Source organism: Pseudovibrio sp. Tun.PSC04-5.I4 (assembly GCF_900104145.1).
Taxonomy (GTDB): domain Bacteria; phylum Pseudomonadota; class Alphaproteobacteria; order Rhizobiales; family Stappiaceae; genus Pseudovibrio.
The window spans coordinates 2312687-2334122 of record NZ_FNLB01000006.1 but is presented as its reverse complement, the minus strand read 5'-3'; the positions used below and the strand labels follow the sequence as shown (position 1 = coordinate 2334122).

General features: G+C 51.5%; 20 protein-coding genes. 14 read left to right on the top strand and 6 right to left on the bottom strand.

Annotated features, from left to right (window positions below; genetic code table 11):
- Positions 1 to 4 precede the first annotated feature (4 nt).
- Both BLS62_RS15985 and BLS62_RS15980 read left to right on the top strand, forming a co-directional pair.
- Entirely contained in the window at positions 5 to 493 is a 489-nt protein-coding gene (locus BLS62_RS15985; RefSeq protein ID WP_093182626.1) for a hypothetical protein, read from the top strand.
- Between the two features lie 49 nt (positions 494 to 542).
- Positions 543 to 1343, top strand: a complete 801-nt coding sequence (locus BLS62_RS15980; RefSeq protein WP_093182624.1) for an FAD binding domain-containing protein — start codon at positions 543 to 545, stop codon at positions 1341 to 1343.
- Between the two features lie 38 nt (positions 1344 to 1381).
- On the opposite strand, the gene BLS62_RS15975 is transcribed toward BLS62_RS15980, so the two are convergent.
- Together BLS62_RS15975 and BLS62_RS15970 are read right to left on the bottom strand one after the other, a co-directional pair.
- Positions 1382 to 2107 (bottom strand): hypothetical protein, encoded by a 726-nt coding sequence (locus BLS62_RS15975; protein WP_093182622.1) that lies wholly within the window; start codon positions 2105 to 2107, stop codon positions 1382 to 1384.
- Positions 2108 to 2296: 189 nt separating this feature from the next.
- Positions 2297 to 3058 (bottom strand): SDR family NAD(P)-dependent oxidoreductase, encoded by a 762-nt coding sequence (locus tag BLS62_RS15970; RefSeq protein ID WP_093182620.1) that lies wholly within the window; start codon positions 3056 to 3058, stop codon positions 2297 to 2299.
- Between the two features lie 379 nt (positions 3059 to 3437).
- Between BLS62_RS15970 and bfr the strand changes: the two genes are divergently transcribed.
- Positions 3438 to 3923 (top strand): bacterioferritin, encoded by a 486-nt coding sequence (gene bfr, locus BLS62_RS15960; protein ID WP_093182616.1) that lies wholly within the window; start codon positions 3438 to 3440, stop codon positions 3921 to 3923.
- An 87-nt stretch (positions 3924 to 4010) separates the two neighbouring features.
- On the opposite strand, the gene hrpB is transcribed toward bfr, so the two are convergent.
- From hrpB to BLS62_RS15940, 4 genes are all read right to left on the bottom strand, one after another.
- The gene (gene hrpB, locus BLS62_RS15955; RefSeq protein WP_093182614.1) at positions 4011 to 6464 is read right to left on the bottom strand and encodes an ATP-dependent helicase HrpB; all 2454 of its coding nucleotides are present in this window, start codon (positions 6462 to 6464) and stop codon (positions 4011 to 4013) included.
- Between the two features lie 99 nt (positions 6465 to 6563).
- Positions 6564 to 7607, bottom strand: coding sequence for a glucokinase (gene glk / locus BLS62_RS15950; protein ID WP_093182612.1), 1044 nt, complete (start codon positions 7605 to 7607; stop codon positions 6564 to 6566).
- 18 nt (positions 7608 to 7625) lie between these two features.
- On the bottom strand, positions 7626 to 8051 hold the full coding sequence (locus BLS62_RS15945) for a methylglyoxal synthase (RefSeq protein WP_093182610.1): 426 nt from the start codon (positions 8049 to 8051) through the stop codon (positions 7626 to 7628).
- Positions 8052 to 8212: 161 nt separating this feature from the next.
- Positions 8213 to 9037 (bottom strand): DUF1194 domain-containing protein, encoded by an 825-nt coding sequence (locus BLS62_RS15940; RefSeq protein ID WP_208990897.1) that lies wholly within the window; start codon positions 9035 to 9037, stop codon positions 8213 to 8215.
- Between the two features lie 680 nt (positions 9038 to 9717).
- On the opposite strand from BLS62_RS15940, the gene BLS62_RS15935 reads away from it, so the two are divergent.
- From BLS62_RS15935 to BLS62_RS15885, 11 genes are all read left to right on the top strand, one after another.
- Positions 9718 to 10698, top strand: a complete 981-nt coding sequence (locus tag BLS62_RS15935) for a sugar-binding transcriptional regulator (protein ID WP_200798527.1) — start codon at positions 9718 to 9720, stop codon at positions 10696 to 10698.
- 68 nt (positions 10699 to 10766) lie between these two features.
- Entirely contained in the window at positions 10767 to 11765 is a 999-nt protein-coding gene (locus BLS62_RS15930) for a BMP family lipoprotein (RefSeq protein ID WP_093189034.1), read from the top strand.
- A gap of 254 nt (positions 11766 to 12019) precedes the next feature.
- Positions 12020 to 13615: an ABC transporter ATP-binding protein gene (locus tag BLS62_RS15925; RefSeq protein ID WP_208990896.1), complete on the top strand. Its 1596-nt coding sequence runs from the start codon at positions 12020 to 12022 to the stop codon at positions 13613 to 13615.
- Positions 13616 to 13670: 55 nt separating this feature from the next.
- A complete protein-coding gene (locus BLS62_RS15920; RefSeq protein ID WP_093182606.1) occupies positions 13671 to 14774 on the top strand; it encodes an ABC transporter permease in 1104 nt (367 codons plus the stop codon).
- A gap of 10 nt (positions 14775 to 14784) precedes the next feature.
- On the top strand, positions 14785 to 15753 hold the full coding sequence (locus BLS62_RS15915; RefSeq protein ID WP_093182604.1) for an ABC transporter permease: 969 nt from the start codon (positions 14785 to 14787) through the stop codon (positions 15751 to 15753).
- Positions 15754 to 15764: 11 nt separating this feature from the next.
- Entirely contained in the window at positions 15765 to 16169 is a 405-nt protein-coding gene (cdd, locus tag BLS62_RS15910) for a cytidine deaminase (protein WP_093182602.1), read from the top strand.
- A 2-nt stretch (positions 16170 to 16171) separates the two neighbouring features.
- The gene (locus BLS62_RS15905) at positions 16172 to 16978 is read left to right on the top strand and encodes a purine-nucleoside phosphorylase (RefSeq protein WP_093182600.1); all 807 of its coding nucleotides are present in this window, start codon (positions 16172 to 16174) and stop codon (positions 16976 to 16978) included.
- Between the two features lie 14 nt (positions 16979 to 16992).
- Positions 16993 to 17772 carry a deoxyribose-phosphate aldolase gene (deoC, locus tag BLS62_RS15900; RefSeq protein ID WP_093189028.1) on the top strand — a complete coding sequence of 260 codons (780 nt, stop codon included), beginning with the start codon at positions 16993 to 16995 and terminating at the stop codon, positions 17770 to 17772.
- A 1-nt stretch (position 17773) separates the two neighbouring features.
- A complete protein-coding gene (deoA, locus tag BLS62_RS15895) occupies positions 17774 to 19090 on the top strand; it encodes a thymidine phosphorylase (RefSeq protein ID WP_093182598.1) in 1317 nt (438 codons plus the stop codon).
- Positions 19091 to 19189: 99 nt separating this feature from the next.
- Entirely contained in the window at positions 19190 to 20410 is a 1221-nt protein-coding gene (locus BLS62_RS15890; RefSeq protein ID WP_093182596.1) for a phosphopentomutase, read from the top strand.
- 149 nt (positions 20411 to 20559) lie between these two features.
- The gene (locus BLS62_RS15885) at positions 20560 to 21435 is read left to right on the top strand and encodes a phytanoyl-CoA dioxygenase family protein (RefSeq protein WP_093189025.1); all 876 of its coding nucleotides are present in this window, start codon (positions 20560 to 20562) and stop codon (positions 21433 to 21435) included.
- The last annotated feature ends 1 nt before the right edge of the window (position 21436 follow it).

Sequence of the window (21436 nt, the reverse complement as noted above, 5' to 3'; positions counted from 1 at the left end):
AACAGTGAACGAGGCTGGCAACACACAGGCACTGGATCACAGATCTATCGCCATTGAACTCAATCAGCGTGCCTGGTCTCTGCTCGAAAAGCAGGACCGCACGCACGAGGACAATGACGAACTGCTCCATGTTGCCCATGCCAGCCTTTGGCACTGGCTTCAGGCCGGAACCAAGAAAAATCATCAACGCGGGTTGTGGCTCGTCGGCCGCATCCATGTTCTTCAAGGCAATGGCGAAGCAGCCATGCGATATGCCGAAAAGACAATGGAGCTGACCGAGACCAACAAGGAGGACATGGCGGAATATGACCACGCCTATGCTCATGAATTGTTGGCACGCGCCACGTTACTTGCCGGAGACCAGAGCAAAGCGGCAGCCCTATATGAAAGGGCTGCTCGGCTTGGCCAGCTGATCGACGGGGAGCAGAACCGCAAAATTTTCTTTTCTGATCTGGAAGCTATTCCATTTCCGAAAGCTCAAATTTTTGAATAAGCTCATAGTAACTCTGCCAAAGGCCCTTAAGAGGGATGGGAGGCTATAAATGTACGAAACAAAATACCATCGCGCATCAACAGTGTCAGATGCCGCGGCAATGCTCAAAAACGCAGAGGACGGCAAGCTGCTTTCTGGTGGTCAGACTTTGATCCCAACCATGAAGCAACGTCTTGCCTCGCCAAGTGACCTGATCGACCTGCGTCATATTGATGAAATGAGCGGCATCGTTAAACAGGCTGATGGGTCCATCCGCATTGGTGCTGCCACCTGTCATGCAGATGTTGCTGGTAATAGCGATATCAAAGCGGCTCTTCCGGGGCTGGCTGATCTTGCCAGCACCATTGGTGATCCGCACGTTCGCCATATGGGTACGCTTGGTGGTTCAATCGCCAACAATGACCCGGCAGCGGACTACCCGGCTGCTCTGCTGGCACTCGGCGCAACTGTTGAAACCAACAAGCGCGAATTCTCTGCGGAAGATTTCTTCACCGGCATGTTTGAGACAGCGCTGGATGACGATGAAATCGTGACTGCGGTTGTGTTTCCGCTGGCATCCAACACGGCCTACGCCAAGTTCCCGAACCCGGCATCTCGCTATGCGATGGCTGGTGTGTTTGTTGCCAAAACAAGCGCAGGTGCTCGTGTCGCTGTTTCCGGTGCTGGTCAGGAAGGTGTCTTCCGTATGCCAGATATGGAAAAGGCGCTGGATGGCAATTGGGCAGCTGATGCGGTGGCAGGCATTGCACCCTCAGCAGACAACATGCTGTCAGATCTTCACGGCTCAGCGGCGTACCGCGCCAATCTGGTGACTGTCATGGCAAAGCGTGCAGTTGCAGCATCTGTGTAAGATGAAAAATCAGAGGGAAGGGGCTGTGTCCCTTCTCCTCACTTCTCAGAGTTGACATAGCCAGCCCGCATCTCTTTTTTGAAGGTGAGCGCTGCATAGCTGTGGATCTCACCAAAGTAGGTGAGCAGAGCAGAGAGGAAGGTTGTTAGGCCAACCAGCTCAAACGTTTCTTCCAGAATGTAGAAGATTTTATAGCCGAGCGCGTCATAGCCCTCGCTCCCTGCAAACCCAGCCCCCAGCATTTCAAACCCGATGGCCCCGCCCAGATAAATGCTGCCGGAGATAACAAACAGAATCGCAAACTTCCGCGGAACACGCGCCAGAAACCGCAGATACACAAGACCTAGCGTAGCAACCAACACGGCGCCGGGAATAACCCAGGCAAAGTAAAGCGCCCCACTCAGATCAAACGCAGTGCGCAGCGGGTCAATTGTCACTTCGTGGATGCCGATGTTCTCATCAACCGACATGTACAAAAACCCGAAGGCCAACCCCATCCAGTAAGGCCAGTTCTGAGGCTTGGAGGAATGCCTCTCAAGTATACCGATGAGGGCTGCCAAGCCGGCAATGCACAGCATCACCATGGAAGAGAACCATGCACCGAGGTTGAGTTCGTCATCCAACGAGATGTGGCGTAGGTCTTTCAACGGCGTTTCGATGCCAACAGTGTCAACAAACACTTGCTGGAAAATACCCAGCAGAACGATGACAAAAACCATGCCATAAAGAACAAAAGGCGCTCTTTTAAGATTGATAGCTGGCATAGGATCCCCCGATCATGTGCAATGCTTAAATAAATAAAACCAACACTATTAAATCAGGGTTTCTCTAAAATATTACTAATCAAAAAATATTAGGCAATATTGCCGTTTCTCATCTGTTCAAGGACTGTAAGTGCAATAAAAAAGCGCACAGAACCCTGCGCGCCTTCATATCTATCCTGAGCAGTTTGCTTAAACGTGTTGACCACCGTTGATGTGGATTTCTGCGCCAGTCACATAAGAGGACGGTGCAGAGCACAGGAAGTAGATGGTGTCGGCAACCTCAGTTGTTGTACCAAGGCGGCGCATCGGAATGGTCTCAACGATCTTATCCGTACCCGGAGACAGGATTGACGTATCAATCTCGCCCGGTGCTATCGCGTTCACGCGCACACCATGCGGGCCAAAATCAGCCGCCATTTCTCGTGTCAGAGAGGCAAGAGCTGCTTTAGAGGTTGCGTAAGCTGTGCCTGCAAAGGGGTGAACGCGGCCACCGGCAATGGAAGTCACGTTGACCACCGAGCCTCTCGCTCTTTTTAGTTCTTCAAACAATCCACGAGCGAGCATAATTGGTGCAAAGAAATTTACCTGAAACACATCCCGCCATGTTTGCATAGGCGTGCTTAGAGAATCCGGGCGTTGGCCATTCTCATTCTTGGGGCTGATGCCTGCGTTGTTGACAAGCGCGTGTAACTGGGAGCCGTTTTCTTTGAGCCGTTCTTTGATTTGAAGAACGGCTTTTTCGAGATTCACTTCATCTCCAAGATCCACTTCAATGTGGTCTTCAGGGCCGGACGGCCATGGACATTTGTCTGAGAAGGGTTGTCTGGAGCAGGTAATGACCCGATATCCTGCTGACGAGAATTTTTTTACAGTCGCGTGTCCGATTCCACGGCTCGCGCCTGTCAAAACGATTGTTTTGCGATAATCCGTCGTCGTTTGGTTGGTGTTCATTGGGGTTTTGCTCGTGATAGGAACTTATGAAACTCTACTTTTATGCTCTAGTTTTAAAGAACTACAGATTATATAGAGCTTTGCAAGCCAAATTGGGAGCCTGAAAGCAGCCATCAATGATCATTTGCCATTGCAACGTCATCACTGACAAACAAATAAAACAAGCTGCCCGTGAGCTTTGCGACAATCCTGAAGGGGGGGTTCCCACTCCGGGGGCTGTCTTTCGTCATCTGGGCTATAGGCCAAAATGTGGTGGTTGCTTTAAAAGCATCATCGAAGTTGTATATGCTGAGGCTGGACAAGTTAAAGATGACTCTGGACAGTAACTTGGAATTATTCTAAAAACTTCTAGACCACTGATTGCCAAGGAGTAGGTGACATGAAGGGCGAACCAAAGGTACTGGAATATCTCAATAAGGCGCTACGCCACGAGTTGACTGCAGTCAGCCAATATTGGTTGCACTTCCGTCTTCTTGAAGATTGGGGCTTTACCAAGCTTGCAAAAAAAGAACGTGAAGAATCCATTGAGGAAATGCAGCACGCCGATAAACTCATCGAGCGTATCATTTTCCTGGAAGGTCACCCAAACCTTCAGACACTGGATCCACTTCGCATCGGGCAGGACCTCAAGGAATGCCTTGAGTGTGATCTGGCTGGCGAATACTCCGCGCGTGCTCTCTACAAAGAAGCGCGTGAAGTATGCCGCGACGAAGGTGATTACGTCACCATGAAGCTTTTCGAAGATCTGATGGCAGACGAAGAAGGTCACATTGACTTCCTCGAAACCCAACTGGAACTTTTGGAAAAAATTGGCGTCGAGCGCTATGGTTTGCTTCAGGCAACCCCAGCGAACGAAAGCGAATAAGCTTTTCGGAATTGAATTTTGAGAGGCCGGGGAGCAATTAAGCTCCTCGGCTTTTTTTATGCGTGACGCTGAGAAAATGCGTGCAACCTATTTCCGTGGCTTCACACGCCGCGTAGCTTGCGCCTCCAACGGATTATCCGGCCATGGATGTCTGGGATACTGGCCTTTCATATCGGCCTTGACGTCTGCCCATGATCCTTTCCAGAACCCCGGTAAATCCTTTGTGATCTGAATGGGTCGTTGTGCAGGAGAAAGCAGTTGCAAAACCAACTGAATCCTTCCGCCGCAGATACTAGGGTGCTCAGCCAAACCGAACAGTTCCTGCACACGAACCGAGAGCATAGGCCCTTGGTCTCCACCATACTCAATCGCAATACGTGACCCTGTGGGAACCACAAAGTGGGATGGTGTGAGCTTATCGAGCTCACTGCTCAATTCCCATGGCACAAGAGTTGAGAGCGCATCACCAAGTGTACCCGCATCTATCTGTGAGACGGCTGTTTTGCCAGCTAGGAATGGGCGCAGCCACGAAAAGTCGGTATCAAGCGCTTTGTCACTGAGATCCGGCCAGTTCTCGCCGATAGTCTCGCACAGATAAGTGACGCGGCCACGATACCGGAGCTGGTCTTTACTCCACGGCAAACGCGCAGACCCTTTACGAGAAACCAAATCCATGAGCGCGTCAGTGATTGCTTCAGGATCTGGGTTAGAGATCTTCTTCTCATCCAGAACCAGCTTGCCAAATACGCGTTGGCGAACCGCTTTAATCGCACCTTCTGGTGTGAGTTGCACATGCTCTTTCGAGCCGATATGCGTGCCATGCCGCGTCTCAAGTTCGTGCAAAGAAAGCGGGGCTGCCAACAAAATACGAGCGCGGGCTGCTGTGCCAGTCACTTCCGCGATGCTGAGGAATTTTTCAGCGTATAGGCTTTCGGTCTCTTCCATCTGTGCCCCACGACCATTTGCAAGACGGAAGCTGCCTCGTGCGCCGCGCTGTTGTGCAACTCTGTCTGGATAAGCAAGGCTCAGGATATCGCCCGCATCTTCAAAGTTAGCACGTTGGGAAGAGCGCCCGCCTGCCAGTTTAACCCATCGTTTCGCCTGAACCCGGGCTTCTTTCCCACGCGGGGTCTGGTCCTGCATCAGCCGGCGCAAGCGATCGCGTAAATCAGTTGAACGGCCTCCAAGCCCATGCTCTCCGATAATCACAGCGATGAGTGACGCCAATTCTGCTTGGCCTTCTTGCGCAGCTTGCACAAGCATATGCCCAAGACGCGGATGCAACGGCAACTCGGCAAGGTCACGTCCTGCTTTGGTCAGCGCCCCGTCAACATCCAAAGCATCCAGCTCTTGCAGCAGGTCTCGTGCTTCGGACCATGCAGCTGTTGGCGGCGGTGTCATGAACTTCAGGTGAGTGGGGTCGGTAACACCCCAGTTGGCCACATTCAGAACCAAACTGGAAAGGTCACTTTCCAAAATCTCAGGCTTTTCAGCAACGGGCAGAGCCTTTGTCTGCGCCTCTTCCCAAAGCCGGTAGCAAGTGCCCGGTTCCACACGGCCAGCACGGCCTCTACGCTGTTCGGCAGTTGCTCGGGAAACCTTCACCGTCTCAAGTCGTGTCAGTCCGGTTTGCGGGTCATAACGTGGGACACGGGACAGGCCGGAGTCGATAACAATGCGCACGCCTTCAATGGTCAACGACGTCTGTGCAATTGCCGTCGTTAACACCACTTTGCGACGACCGGGAATAGCAGGGCGAACCGCAAGGTCCTGCGCTCTGCTATCCAACGCGCCATACAGCGGTGCAATATCCGTATCTGCGGGCACACGTCCTTCCAGTAGGGACTGAGTGCGTTTAATCTCGCCTTGCCCCGGCAAAAACACCAGAACAGAACCTGTGTCCTCAGCAAGCGCAGAGCGAATAGCCCGTGCTACCTGATCTTCCAGTCGGCCACGAGGATCACGTCCCAAATAACGTGTCTCAACTGGATATTGCCGACCTTCGCTCTTCAGGATTGGGGCGTCCCCGAGTAACTGAGAAACCTCGGCTGCATCCAGCGTTGCGGACATTGGGACAATGCGCAAATCATCACGCAAAGCTTCTTGCACATCCAGCGCCAGCGCCAACCCAAGATCGCCATCCATGGAGCGCTCGTGGTACTCGTCAAACAGAACCGCACTGATGCCAGAAAGTTCTGGGTCATCCAGTATCATCCGGGTGAATACACCCTCGGTGATCACTTCAATGCGTGTTTTTTTGGAAATTTTGCTGTCCATACGCACGCGGTAACCAACCGTCTCGCCAACGGATTCGCCCAGAGTTTGTGCCATCCTCCGTGCTGCCGCACGAGCCGCCAATCTGCGAGGTTCCAGCACGATGATCTTCCCATCGCCGCGCCATGGTGCATCCAGCAAAGCAAGCGGAACCCGCGTTGTCTTACCAGCTCCCGGTTCAGCGATCAGAACTGCATTGACGGAGTGTTCCAAAGCCTCAAGAAGCTCGGGCAGGATTGCATCAATAGGAAGCGGGGAAGAGGTCATAGGCTCCGCATAACAAGTTGCCAAAACAGGCTGCTTTAAAAGACTAACTTTGTACCCAGTCCCCAGATCAAGTGCAATGCATCTGTTTGGCTCTCGCGATCAGGCAGAGCTTTTAACACTTTCTCGATGCCAGCTGCGGCCTGTCAACTCAACAAGGTAATCCTCAGGTGCGCGCGTGTAAGCGGCAAGGCCCTCAAGGGCAGGGCTGCTGTGTGTGATGATGTATGTCGGGATCGAGCGCATAATCGTCTCATGCGGGGCTTTAGCCTCAAATGCAGCGCGAAACTCGCCTTCGTGCAACCAACGGGAGATCTTCGGAGCAATGCCGCCAGCAAGATAGACACCGCCAACAGCAAGGTTTGTAAGTGCAAAATCACCCGCGACACGACCCAGCGCGGAACAGAACAAGCGCATCACTTTCTGTGCGACTTCATCTCCGTCCTCAGCAGCCATAGGCACATCCGAAGGTTTCTCAAAGGTTCGGTCTACGCGGTCTGCCTGCAAAACGGCTTTTGCCATCCTCACCAGACCAGCGCCACATAAAATTTGCTCTGCACCAATCCGTCCACCAATCCGTTCTATAAACGGCCAGATGCGGTATTCCTCAGGGCTCAATGGACCGAGTTCAACATGCCCACCTTCACCCGGTACAGGGATCCACTTGCCGCAAGACCGGATCAAAGCGCCAGCGCCAAGTCCTGTGCCCGGACCAACCACAAACTTGGTGGTATTGGACTTTGCCTCTCCGCCACCAATTTGATCAAGATCCATTGATGTCAGAGATGGAAGCGCCAGACCCTGTGCTTCAAAGTCATTCAGAATAACGACCTGCTCTAAGCCGAGCTCTGCAATCAATGCGGGCGGCTCAATCACCCAACTTGCATTGGTCAATGCAATTTTGTCGCCGGAAACAGGAGCTGCAACAGCCAAAACGGCTGAACGAGGAGCTGCATGGCCAGCATCCAGAACTGCCGCGCGAATGGCATCCTGAATAGTGGCGTGGGCATTGGTGCTTTCCTGTCCGCAAAGGATCGTCGCGCTGTTTGGGCCTTCAATCAGCGCAAAGCGAGCATTTGTACCGCCGATGTCAGCGACAAGAACAGGGTAGGGCAGGGTGCGTGTGAGCGGAGCGGTGTGCAGCATTGATCTTTACGAACTATATTATTGAGTGGAAATTTCTGGAGTTTGCGAAGAGGTCGACAAACCTGCAAGGCGTGCTGAACGCAAAACGATATCTGCGGTTGTGCGGTTCAAAGCCATTGGAATGTCATAGACCAACGCGAGGCGCATAAGGGCCTTCACATCAACATCATGCGGCATTGGGGAAAGCGGATCGACAAAGAAGAACAAACCGTTCAACGCACGTTCAGCAATCAACGCACCGATCTGCTGATCCCCGCCCAGAGGACCGCTTTTCATGCGCTGCACATCAAGCGAGGGGCAGGCGTCCTGAATGAGAGCACCGGTTGTGCCCGTCGCATAAAGCTTATAGTCGCCAAATTTGCTTTCATGCTGTTTGGCAAACGCGACCATTTCGTCTTTTTTAGCGTCGTGGGCAATAAGGGCGAGAGTTCTGCGCTCAATCATTGTAGCTCCGTCAATACATCGCTTAGGATCTTGAGATTACTTATCCTTTAGCGCGTCTTGACAGGCTTTGAAAGCATCAACTTGCGCCGTTTGTGCCTATTATTTAAGTGGCGACAAACGGCAGCACGTCATGCACAGATTTTGGATGCCCTTCTGTCCCATCAGTCAAAAAGGGAACACTTGACGGTATCGCGCTGGCTGCTGGCACGGATGATTTTCGGTTGATCATCAACCAATCCGGCGATTTCCAGAACCAGCTTCATGCGAATGGCGTCGCTGAACCCTTTTTTTGAACGCACAGGAATTGAGAAAGCACCCGGCCCGCCGATCACACAATCCTCGTAGTAGTGATCGAGGTGGAGCATAGATTGCCACGAGATGGTCTCTTCCTTCAACATCAAGGGCAGGCCGTTGACAGTGACGCCCTGTGCAATGGCCGCATCTCTTGCCTCGGTCACGGCGTCGCCCTGATTGTTCGGCCCATCGCCGGATATGTCGATAACACGGCGCATACCGTTAAATTCATTGGCCATCACAAGGTTGACAGCCTGTGTCAAAGCAGAGGAGATTGACGTGCGTTGTACGCGGCGAAGGGGCGCCTCCGCAATTTTCCCTGCAAATTTACCGGCAGATTTTTCGTCTGAGATGATCGTCCAGTCTGCAACAACAAAGTGTTCGTCTTTTCCGCCCCATTCCATATAAGCCACAGCTATGCGACCAATAGGCCCATACCTGATAGCATCCAGAACGTCTTGAGATGTGAGCGCCGCAACATACCCTTCCCTTTGAACTCTTTGTTCTTCGGGATCCATGCTTTGAGAAATATCGACTGCAAGAACAAGTTCCAAGTCTACTTCATTCGTCATGTCGAAGTTCAAAGATGCGCGATTGTCGGATCTCGCCAGAGCAGGGGAGGAAAGCAAGGAACCGCCTAGCAAAACCGCCGCCGCAATCATGGGAAGGTTTTTAGTGCACATGGGCTGCATTTTCAGCCTCCTTTATAGCAAGGTTCAGGGTGTCCCGGTCACGACCTCCCCACCATAGTTTTTTATTTTTGCTGTAAACGGCACTCAGCTAACGGAATTATGTTACAGCCATAGTATTCCTCAAGCCATCTATGCATGTGGAAGACTATCTGATAGCATTGATATATATAGAGCCGTATTAAGCTGATCTATGTGAAATCAATTGTTTGATTTATCAGTAAATGCAACTTGAAGAATTTACCGTGACACTTGCCTGATCATTTAATGCATTGAAAATATATTGTTTATTTTAGAATATTGAGAGTTGATCAAATATTACATAGATTTGATCGATTTGTTTATTTTAGCTTCGCAATTTGCATCTCGGAGCTGAGTCGTAGACTAAGTAGTTTCCGCAAGTAACCGAACTGGAACTAGTTGGGTTTATTTGCTCGCCAAAAACAGAGGCTTATGTAGGCAACTAAAAAATTCTGCAAATCATCAAATTTATTCCCTTGACCTTCCGTTTCTCCTAATGCAAATGTGCTTATGAAATATTTCTCAGTCGCTGAAGAAATATTCCATTTGAGATTGGGGGAGTGTTTAGTCGCTTTGAGATTGGGCATTTCAGAAAGAAATTTGGGGTATGGGCTCTGGAAAAAACCTCCAGAAAACCATAGCGGAATATAAGAGGCGAGACCATGAAGGCAGACGAATGGACCACATCTTTGGCCATTAGAGCCGCTTGGATGTCTTTCATTGGCCGAAGCACTCAAGGAGAGATTGCTGGTCGCCTTGGGGTTTCTCCTGCAAAAGTTCATCGCCTCATAGCACATGCTCAGAAAGAAGGCTTGATCAAATTTCACATCGAAGCTCGCCCATCCGAATGTATGGAGCTTGAGCAGATGTTGTGCGAGCGTATGAAGCTCGATAATTGCTTCATCGCGCCAGATCTTGGCAGCGGAGATGAAACCGATTCATTCACCGCAGTCTCTTCTTTTGCCGGCCAGTATCTTCATAGTATTTTTACGACAAAACCTCCTAAGCGCATTGGCGTTGGCATGGGGCGCACTCTTCAGTCCACTATTGAATCAATGCCACGTGTTAACCTGCCAGAGTTGGAACTCCTGTCTGTATCCGGGTCTTTAACGCGCCGGCTCTCTGCAAACCCCTACGATGTTGTGCAGCAACTCTGCGCTAAAACAGGGGGCGAAGGTTTCTACCTTCCTGTACCTTACATCGCTGAAACCAAAGAAGAACGCGATACATTCGTGTCTCAGGGCGCTGTGCAGGAATTACTGGCCCGCGCGAAAGCGGCTGAGCTGTTTATAATCGGTATTGGGTCTGTAGAAAAAGAAGGCCACTTGGTTCAACGCAAATTGGTCACACCAAAAGAGCGCCAAGAACTGCTGGAAAGCGGCGCTTGCTCTGACGTGATGGGCCGGTTTGTCGATATGGATGGGAAAGAAGTTGACTGTTCTCTAAACGAAAAAGCAGTTGGATTGCACTTTGATGATGTTCGAGGCGCGCATGTTATCGCGATTGTTGGCGGCTACAGAAAAGCCACAGCCACATTAGCGGCGCTTGCGACCGGCGTTATCAAGGATCTGATTATCGATGAGGTTTTGGCCAGAGAATTGGCCGACCTGCTACAAGAAAATGAGCTCGAAAAAAACTCTTAAGAGTGTCGCTCATTTTCGAAGGGAGAGCCCTTCCCACTCTACGGGAAGGCTACAATAAGGAAGAAACCGTGAAAACTAAAACAATACTCGGTGCAGTTGCTTTGGCAGCAGTGATGTCTACTGGCGCTTTGGCTGAAACTTTCAAACCTGCTGTAGTTTACGACTTCGGTGGCCGGAACGACCGTTCTTTCAACGAAGCGGCATATAAAGGCGCCTTGCAGTTCGAAGAGCGTACCGGCATCAAATTTCGCGATTTCGAAATTCAAAACCCATCTCAGCGCGAGCAGGCTCTGCGTAACTTTGCACGCCGTGGTCTGGACCCAATCATCACGATCGGTTTCGCACAGGCTGCTGCTCTTGAAAAAGTTGCTAAGGAATTCCCTGACACTCACTTCGCTATCGTAGACTCCGTTGTAGATCTGCCAAACGTACGTTCAATCATCTTCAAAGAAGGTGAAGGTTCTTTCCTCGTTGGTATTCTCGCTGCAATGTCTTCTGAGACCGATACTGTTGGCTTCGTTGGTGGTATGGACATCCCGCTGATCCGCAAGTTCTCTTGTGGCTACAAGCAGGGCGCAAAATACGCGAACCCAGATGTTACAATCATTGAAAACATGACCGGCACAACCGGCGCCGCATGGACTGACCCACTTAAGGGCGGTGAACTTGCACGTTCCCAGTTCGCTCGCGGTGTTGATGTGGTGTTCCATGCTGCCGGTCTGACCGGCACCGGTGTTCTGCAAGCAGCTGCAGATGAAGGCAAATTGAGCATTGGTGTCGATTCCAACCAGAACAACCTGCACCCAGGCTCCGTTTTGACCTCCATGATTAAGGCTGTCGACGTCGCGGTTGATAGAACCCTGACAGATGCAAAAGAAGGCAAATGGACTTCTGGCGTTGAAGTGCTGGGTTTGGCTCAGAATGGCGTTTCCTGGGCATATGACGAATACAACAAACCGCTGATCTCTGAGGAAATGAAAGCGGCAGTTGAGCAGGCTAAAATGGACATCATTTCAGGCAAAATTGAAGTTCACGATTATATGGTGGATTCTACTTGCCCGTTCTAATCTAATGGGGAGTGCCCGCACTGATTTGTGTGGGCACTTTCGTTAGGGCAATTCATCTGAATTGTCATCTCTTTGAAGTCTTGGACTTTGAGGAATTTTGTGAGGGACTTGCGCCCCTGTGATCTGAGTTGGTTCGAACAGCCTTTGGGAGCAATGGCTGCAAGAAGGCTCAAGTATTACATCGGGGTCTGCTCACTGCTTCTCCTGGGGGTGGAGCGACGCTTTTGAAAACGGTGTACTTCGAAAGCAGGAGCATGATCGATGCGCAAGTTGTTGATTTTATAGACCAGAAAGGCCGGGCGACAGTGGCTGATAGCAATGTACCTGCCATCGAGTTAATTGGTGTAAACAAAAGTTTCGGTCCTGTTCATGCAAACAAGGATATTGACCTTGTTGTAGGAAAAGGATCCATTCACGGGATCATTGGTGAGAATGGGGCGGGTAAGTCCACCTTGATGTCGATCCTCTACGGCTTTTACCATGCCGATAGCGGAACAATTAAGATCGATGGTAAGGCAACCACTATTCCTGATTCCAAGAGTGCGATTTCGCAGGGCATCGGCATGGTGCACCAGCATTTTATGCTCGTCGATCCATTCACAGTTCTCGAAAACGTCATTCTAGGTGCTGAAGGCGGCGCACTGTTGAAAGACGGTGTTGCGAACGCACGTCGCGAACTTAAGCGTTTGGCAGACGAATACGACATGACAATTGACCCGGACGCAGTCGTGGGTGAATTGCCAGTTGGCCTGCAGCAGCGCGTAGAGATCCTGAAGGCTCTGTACCGTGGCGCAGATATTCTCATCCTTGATGAGCCAACAGGGGTTTTGACGCCTTCTGAAGCTGATCACCTCTTCCGCATCCTTCGTGTACTACGTGATCAAGGCAAAACCGTGCTGCTGATCACCCACAAACTACGCGAAATCATGGACGTAACAGACACCGTGTCTGTCATGCGCCGTGGCGCGATGGTTGCGTCTCGCAAAACCGCTGAAACGTCCATGGAAGAGCTCGCAGAGCTTATGGTTGGTCGCAGCGTTCTGCTTGATGTGAACAAGCCAGATGTGGAAATGGGCAAACCTCTGCTCAAAGTTGTAGGTTTGAACGTCCGGGATGAACGCCATGTTCTTCGCGTGAAAGACGTTTCCTTTGAAGTGCGGGCAGGGGAAGTTCTCGGCATTGCGGGTGTATCCGGCAATGGTCAGTCAGAGCTTATGGCAGCACTCTCCGGTATCACCCGCGCTGAAAGCGGGAAGATGGAGCTTGCTGGCCACAAACTAGACCTCTCTGAGGTTCACGATGCTGCGCAGATGCGGACTTATGGCATGAGCCATGTACCGGAAGATCGCCACCGCATGGGGCTGGTCAATAAGTTTTCAGAGGCCGAAAACTCTATTCTCGGGTACCACCGCGAACCAAAATACTCAAAGGGCATGTTCCTCGATAAAGACGCAATCCGTAAGGAAGCAAGCGAGCGCATCGAGAAGTATGACATTCGCCCACCACTCACCGAAATGACAGCAGCGAAATTCTCTGGTGGCAACCAGCAGAAAATCGTTCTGGCCCGCGAAATTGAATGTGATCCGGATGTTCTCCTGATCGGTCAACCAACGCGTGGCGTGGATATCGGTGCGATTGAGTACATTCACAACCGGATTATGGATATGCGGTCCCAGGGCAAAGCTGTCCTCCTTGTATCCGTAGAACTTGATGAAATTCGCTCACTCGCTGACCGCATCATTGTCATGTTTGATGGCAGCGTGGTTGGTGAGCGCGGGCCAGAAGCAACTGAACAGGATCTTGGCCTGCTCATGGCTGGTGTCAATCAAGAGGCAACAGAATGGGCATGACCTCTCTGTTTAATAATAATATTTGCTTTGCACTAAAATTTAGGGGGACACAGGGATGAGCAAGGGGCAACTTCCGCGTTGGGCTGACTATGGTCTGTTACCGATCCTCAACCTGATTGCGGCGTTTATCGTTTCTGGTCTGGTTGTTATCATTATTGGCGAGGACCCAGTTGTAGCTGTTAAGTGGCTTGTTTGGGGCGCGCTGGGTTACGGAGAGGGCATCGGTTACACTCTCTATTACGCAACTAACTTTATCTTTACCGGTCTTGCTGTGGCCGTTGCATTTCACGCAGGCCTCTTCAACATTGGTGGTGAAGGTCAGGCCTATGTGGGCGGTCTGGGTATCGCAATTGCATGTCTGGCGCTGGATCGCTACGTGCCATGGTGGGTGACATTCCCTGTCGCGATTGCTGGCGGCGCGCTCTTCGGTGCAGCTTGGGCATTCATTCCGGCATATCTGCAAGCTAAACGCGGCTCTCACATCGTTATTACGACGATCATGTTCAACTTCATCGCATCCGCTTTGATGGTGTACTTGCTCTCAAACATCCTGATCCCTCAGGGCACTATGTCTCCATCCACTCGTAACTTCGAGGTTGGTGGTCAACTTCCATTGCTCAGAAACGTCTTCACGAGTTTCGACTTTGGTCAGTCTCCTGTGAACCTGGCATTCTTCCTGGCACTTGCTGTGTGTGTGGTTGTTTGGCTGCTGATCTGGCACACCAAACTCGGCTACGAAATCCGCAGCTTTGGCGCAAATCCGGATGCAGCGGCTTACGCTGGTATCTCCCCGGTGCGTATCACCGTTGTCACTATGCTGATTTCAGGCGCTCTTGCTGGTTTGATGGGCATGAATGTTGTCATGGGTGAACAGACCCGTCTGCTTCTCGATTTTGCAGGTGGTGCTGGCTTCGTAGGTATCGCGGTTGCGCTTATGGGCCGTGGACACCCAATCGGAATTATCCTTGCGTCCCTGCTCTTTGGTTTGTTGTATCAGGGCGGCGCTGAGCTTGCCTTTGAAGTCCCAACCATCTCCCGCGACATGATCGTGGTCATTCAGGCCCTTGTTATTCTGTTCGCAGGTGCTCTTGAGCATATGTTCCGCCCAGCAGTAATTGCGTTCTTTGAGCGCTTCTCTTCTGACACTGCCGAAGCATAAGGAGACGGACATGTTAGACACAATTATTCTACTTCTCGACAGTACATTCCGCCTGTCAACTCCGCTCCTGTTTGCTTGCCTTGCAGGTTTGTTTTCAGAACGGTCCGGTATCGTAGATATCGGTCTGGAAGGTAAAATCCTCGGTGCGGCCTTCGCGGCAGCGGCTGCAGCTTACGTCTTCCAAAGCCCATGGATTGGCCTGCTGGCTGGTATTGGTGTCTCCGTTCTACTGGCATTGGTACATGGGTATGCATCCATCACCCAGCGCGGTAACCAGGTGGTTTCCGGTGTTGCCATCAACTTCCTTGCAGCTGGTTTGACCGTCTTGCTTGGTCAGGCATGGTTCTCACAGGGTGGTCGTACACCTGCGTTGAGTAAAACGATGCGCTTCGGCAATATCGAACTTCCGTTCGCAGAAGCTCTGAAGGACGTGCCTGTATTTGGCCCGATCTATTACGACCTGATCTCTGGCCACAATATTCTCGTGTACGCATCCTTTGCTGCCGTACCGTTGGTATGGTGGATTGTGTTCCGCACGCGCTTTGGTCTGCGTCTTCGGGCCGTTGGTGAAAATCCGTCAGCAGCAGATACTGCAGGTCTGTCAGTAACATTGCTACGTTACCGAGCGACAATCATTTGTGGCATTCTTTGCGGCTTCGCTGGGTCTTACCTGTCTATTGCACAGGGCGCTGGCTTTATTAAGGACATGAGTGCAGGCAAGGGCTTTATTGCGCTGGCAGCTCTTATCTTCGCCAAGTGGAAACCAGTGAATGCCATGTTCACCTGCCTCCTCTTCGGTTTCCTTGATGCATTGGCAATTCGTCTTCAGGGTCAGGAAATTCCTGGTATTGGCGAAGTGCCGGTTCAGGTCTTCCAGGCACTGCCATACGTGCTGACAGTGGTTCTTCTTGCAGGCTTTATCGGCCGTGCAATTCCACCAAGAGCATCTGGTGTTCCATACGTTAAAGAGCGGTCATAAGGACAATAATAATGAGCGCATTCGATAAGCTTTTCGAAGAAGCAAAGGCAGCACAAAAAACCGCCTATGCGCCATACTCCAACTTCCAGGTGGGTGCGGCTCTGCTCACCTCCGATGGCAAGGTTGTCTCCGGGTGTAACGTCGAAAACGGCGCTTACCCGGAAGGCACCTGCGCTGAAGGCGGAGCAATCGCGGCAATGATCCGCGGTGGCTCCACCAAAATCGATGAAGTTGTAGTCGTGGCCAACGCTGCACTGTGCACACCTTGCGGTGGTTGCCGCCAAAAACTTTCTGAATTTGCAAGCAACAAGCAGATCAAAATCCATGTGGCTAACCTTGAAGGTCTGCGTAGAACCTTCACCATGGAAGAACTGCTGCCTGCTGGCTTTTTATTGAACGAACAGATTGAGGATTGATTATGACCGGATTTGGTAAGGAATCAGCGGAAATTGTACGCGCTGCCCGCTCTGGTGAATACAAAGTTGGCATGATCCTGGGCTCCGGTCTTGGTTCTCTGGCAACCGAAGTTGAGGGTGCTGTCCGCGTTCCATATTGCCGCCTCACAGGCTTTCCTGTGTCTTCTGTAACGGCACACGCAAGTGAGTTGGTTGTTGGCACTTTGGAAGGTGTTCCGGTCGTCATTCTGTCCGGCCGCGCGCACTATTACGAGAGCGGCAACCCGTCCATCATGCGCACGCCGCTTGAAACTCTTAAAGAGCTTGGCTGTGAAATTATTATCGCAACCAACGCTGCGGGTTCTCTACGCGAAAGCACTCAGCCCGGTTCTCCAATGCTGATCAACGACCATATCAACTGGTCCGGCATGAACCCGCTCATCGGTGAAGAAGACGAAAGTCGCTTCCTTGATCTCTCCTCTGCATACGACGCAGATCTTCGTGCGCAGCTCAATAAAGCAGCGACCGAGGTCGGTGAAGATCTCGATGAGGGTGTCTACATGTGGTTCTCCGGTCCGTCTTTCGAGACTCCGGCAGAAATCCGCCTTGCTCAGACACTCGGCGCAGATGCAGTTGGCATGTCCACGGTGCCGGAAGTTATTCTCGCCCGCTTCCTGGGTATGCGCGTTGCAGCAATCTCCACCATCACCAATATGGGAGCAGGCCTCCAAGCCCACGGCCTCTCTCATGATGAAACTAAGGAAATGGCCCCGCTCGGAGCGGCCAAGATCAAAAAGATTTTGCGTGCCTTCCTCAAAAATATGGCTTGAAGGAAACTGGCAAAATGACCGAAGCGTCTTTGAAAGAAACAGCAAAACGTGCACTAGGTCTCATCGATCTAACCAACCTTAACGACGACTGCACTTGGGAAGATGTAGCAGGGCTCATTGAGCGCTCTACAACTCCATACGGTCACACCGCTGCTGTATGCATCTGGCCTCGCTTTGTGAAGCAGGCTGCAGAGCTGCTGAAGAATTCACCTGTTCGGATTGCGACTGTTGTGAACTTCCCAGCTGGCGGTGAAGACACTGCAGCCGTTCTTGAAGAAACCAAACAGGCGATTGCAGACGGTGCGGACGAAATCGATCTCGTCATGCCATACCGTGCATTTGCAGAAGGCCGTCGTGGCTTTGCAGAAGACCAGATCAAGCAAGTTCGTCGGGCCGTTGAAGCGCCTGCACAGCTCAAGGTTATCCTTGAAACGGGTGAACTTCAGGATCCACGTCTGATCCATCTGGCGTCAGAAATCGCGATTGCACAGGGTGCAGATTTCATCAAGACCTCTACCGGCAAGGTAAAAGTCAACGCAACGCTCGAAGCTGCGGAAATCATGCTCAACGTGCTGCGTGAAACCGCTAAGGAAGATCACCGCGTTGTGGGCTTTAAACCAGCTGGTGGCGTACGTACCCTGGATGAAGCTGCTGCCTACCTGAAGCTGGCTGATGAGCTGATGGGTCACAACTGGGTATCTGCTTCCACATTCCGTTTTGGTGCAAGTGGCCTGCTGGACGCAGTGCTTGCTGGCATCGAAGATCGCGATAACACTACAAAAGAGACCTACTGATATGCTTCCTCAAGAAATCGTTCGTAAGAAACGTGAAGGTGAAGTCCTGACAGCTGAAGAAATTCAGTTTTTTGTGAGAGGCATCACAGACAACAGCGTAACTGAAGGGCAGGTTGCTGCCTTGGCAATGGCTGTGTTCTTCAAAGGTCTCAGTGTTGACGAGCGCGTTGCATTGACCCTTGGTATGCGTGACAGCGGCGACGTTCTCGATTGGTCTGATATTGAAGCACCAATCGTGGATAAGCACTCGACAGGCGGCGTTGGTGACAACGTTTCCCTGATGCTGGCTCCAGCTCTTGCAGCCAATGGCGCAGCCGTTCCAATGATCTCCGGGCGTGGCCTTGGTCACACCGGTGGGACGCTGGATAAGCTGGAAACCATCCCGGGTTATTCTGCAAAGCCATCCAACGAACTGTTCCGCAAAGTCGTGAAAGAAATCGGCTGCGCAATTATCGGTCAGACCGGTGATCTCGCTCCCGCGGACAAACGCTTTTACGGTATCCGTGATGTGACCGCGACTGTTGAGAGTATTGATCTCATCACCGCTTCCATCCTGTCCAAGAAGCTGGCGGCTGGTCTTGAAACTTTGGTTCTCGACGTTAAGTGGGGCACCGGCGCATTCATGGCAAACTATGAAGACGCGAAAGCTCTGGCGGAAAGCCTCGTTCTTGTTGCAAACGGCGCTGGTCTCAAAACCACCGCTTTAATCACAGACATGAACGAGTCTCTGGCCTCTGCAGCTGGTAACGCTATCGAAGTTCAAAACGCTGTAGACTTCCTGAAAGGAACGCACATAGACAGCCGCCTTTGGGATGTGACTGTGGCAATCGGCGCTGAAGGTCTTGCAACATCTGGTCTGGCTGCATCTGTTGATGACGGTAAGCGGAAGATGGAAGAAGCTTTCACCTCCGGTAAAGCAGCTGAACTCTTCGGCAAAATGGTTGGCGAACTTGGCGGCCCGAACGACTTTATGGAACGCTCAGAAGCATACCTCGCAAAAGCACCAATCCAGCGCGCGGTTTATGCGCCGGAATCCTCACTGATCATTGGTGTTGATGCGCGTGCCGTTGGTTTGGCTGTGGTTGAACTTGGCGGTGGTCGTCGTGCAGCAACGGATGAAATCGATCCAGCTGTTGGCCTGACTGACATTGCCGGTGTTGGTACAGCTGTAGATGGCGAAACTCCAATCGCAGTCATCCATGCTCACACAGAAGATCAGGTAGAGCGTGCAGAAAAAGTTCTGCGGGATGCCTACTCCTTCGGTTCTGCTGGCGATGTTAAAGAGTTTGCCACTGTCCGTGACCGTGTTGCGCCATAATTTTGTGCATCAATTATAACAGCTAGGACAGCATCTCTTCCTCTGAAAATCAGAGAATAATAAGAATGAGAGCTGTCCATTGAAACTAAGGAAACGCGAATGCCACGCGCAATTTTGTGTGTACTCGACAGCTTTGGAATCGGCGAGGCCGGTGATGCTGAAAAGTTTGGCGATGTCGGGTCCGACACCCTCGGTCATATTGCCGATGCATGTGCTGAAGGTAAAGGCGACAAAGAAGGACTGCGTAAGGGTCTTTTGTCTTTGCCAAACATGGATCGTCTTGGGCTGGGTGCTGCCGCTCGTGCATCCACTGGCAAGCTTGTTAAAGGCTTGGATTTCAGCGGCACTCCAGAAGCAAACTGGGGCTATGCACAGGAAGTCTCCAACGGCAAAGATACCCCATCCGGCCATTGGGAAATTGCAGGCGTTCCAGTCATTTTTGATTGGGGCTACTTCCCAAACACCAACCCAAGCTTCCCCGCTGAACTGATCGAAAAAATCATCGAAGTTGGCGAACTGCCGGGCGTTTTGTGCCTGACACACGGCTCCGGTACTGTTGTTATTGAAGAGTTCGGCGATGAGCATGTCAAAACTGGCAAGCCAATCGTCTACACCTCCGCTGACAGTGTTTTGCAGATTGCAGCCCACGAAGAAACCTTTGGCCTTGAGCGTCTTCTCGACCTCTGTGTGAAGTGCCGCACGCTGGTTGATGAGTACAACATCGGTCGTGTGATTGCGCGCCCGTTTCTTGGGTCCACGGAAGCAGGTTTTGAACGGACTTCAAACCGCCGCGATTACTCTGTTCTTCCTCCGGCTCCAACTGTTCTGGATCGCATGGAAGCAGCTGGTCGTCAGGTTATCGGCGTTGGCAAAATCTCCGATATCTACGCTGCTCAAGGTGTGACTAAGGTTCTCAAAGGGGCTGGCAACGATCAGTTGTTTGATCGGACACTGGAAGCAATGGACATGGCGAAGGACGGAGACCTCGTGTTCTCCAACTTCGTTGATTTCGATATGCTCTTCGGTCACCGCCGTGACGTTCCAGGTTATGCCGCAGCGCTTGAGCATTTTGACAAGCGTCTGCCGGAAATGATCGAAAAGATGGATGACGGCGATCTGCTCATTCTGACAGCTGACCATGGGTGCGATCCTACCTGGAAAGGCACCGATCACACGCGTGAGCATGTTCCTGTCATTGCTCTTGTGAAAGGTCAGCCAGGGTCGGACCTTGGTAGAAGATCTACCTTCGCTGATATGGGCGAAACCATTGCAAAGTATCTTTCAATTCCTGTTGGTGAGCACGGAACAAGTTTTCTGTAGATCTGATTGGATATTGTGAAAATAAGCCGGGCAAGCTTTGTTTGCCCGGTTTAGTGTAGCGCGATATATCTGTAGTTTGCGAATGACTTGCAAATTTGGAGGATGCTGGGAGTGGCATCCATCGTGATACAAAAAAAGGGGAAACCAAAATGCAGGCACGTAAGTTTACAGCGCAGCCAGACGGCAGCTTGACGTCAGAGATGAAACAGGCGTTTGAAGAAGACGGTTTCCTTATCCTCGAAGGATTTGCAACTCCGGAAGAATGTGACGAGCTGCGAGCTCAGATGCATGATCTGATTGATGAGTTTGACCCGTCCTCTGTTGCGTCAGTGTTTGAAACCAACGCGCAAACCCATGCCAAAGATGCGTACTTCCGTGAAAGCGGTGACAAAATTCGCTTCTTCTTCGAAGCCGAGGCATTTGGCAGCGACGGCGCTCTCAAAAAAGAAAAACATCAGGCACTGAACAAAGTCGGTCATGCACTGCACGATCTTGATCCTGTGTTTAAGAAATTCTCTCGGTCCGCCAAAATGGAACGGGTAGCAAAAGATATCGGACTGACAGACCCACTTCTTGCGCAGTCCATGTACATTTTTAAACCGCCTCACATCGGCGGCGAAGTGAATAACCATCAGGATTCCACGTTCCTCCACACTGCGCCGCTGTCCTGCACAGGCTTCTGGTTCGCATTGGAAGACGCTGATGAAACCAACGGTGGCCTTTATGGCGTTCCCGGTGGCCACAAGGGTGCCCTGCGCAAACGCTTCCATTACAATGGCGAAGGTCTTGTGATGGACACTTTGGACGAATCCCCACTCGAAAAAACAGCCGATGATGCGGCTCCACTCAAAGCTCCAAAAGGGACGCTCGTCGTGCTTCATGGACTGGTGCCGCATAAATCAGCTCCAAACCGCTCAGACAAATCCCGCCACGCCTATGCTGTTCACATGGTGGATGGAACAGCAAAATGGTCAGATGACAACTGGATTGTTCGGGCTAAAGACAAGCCAATGCACGGATTTTGAA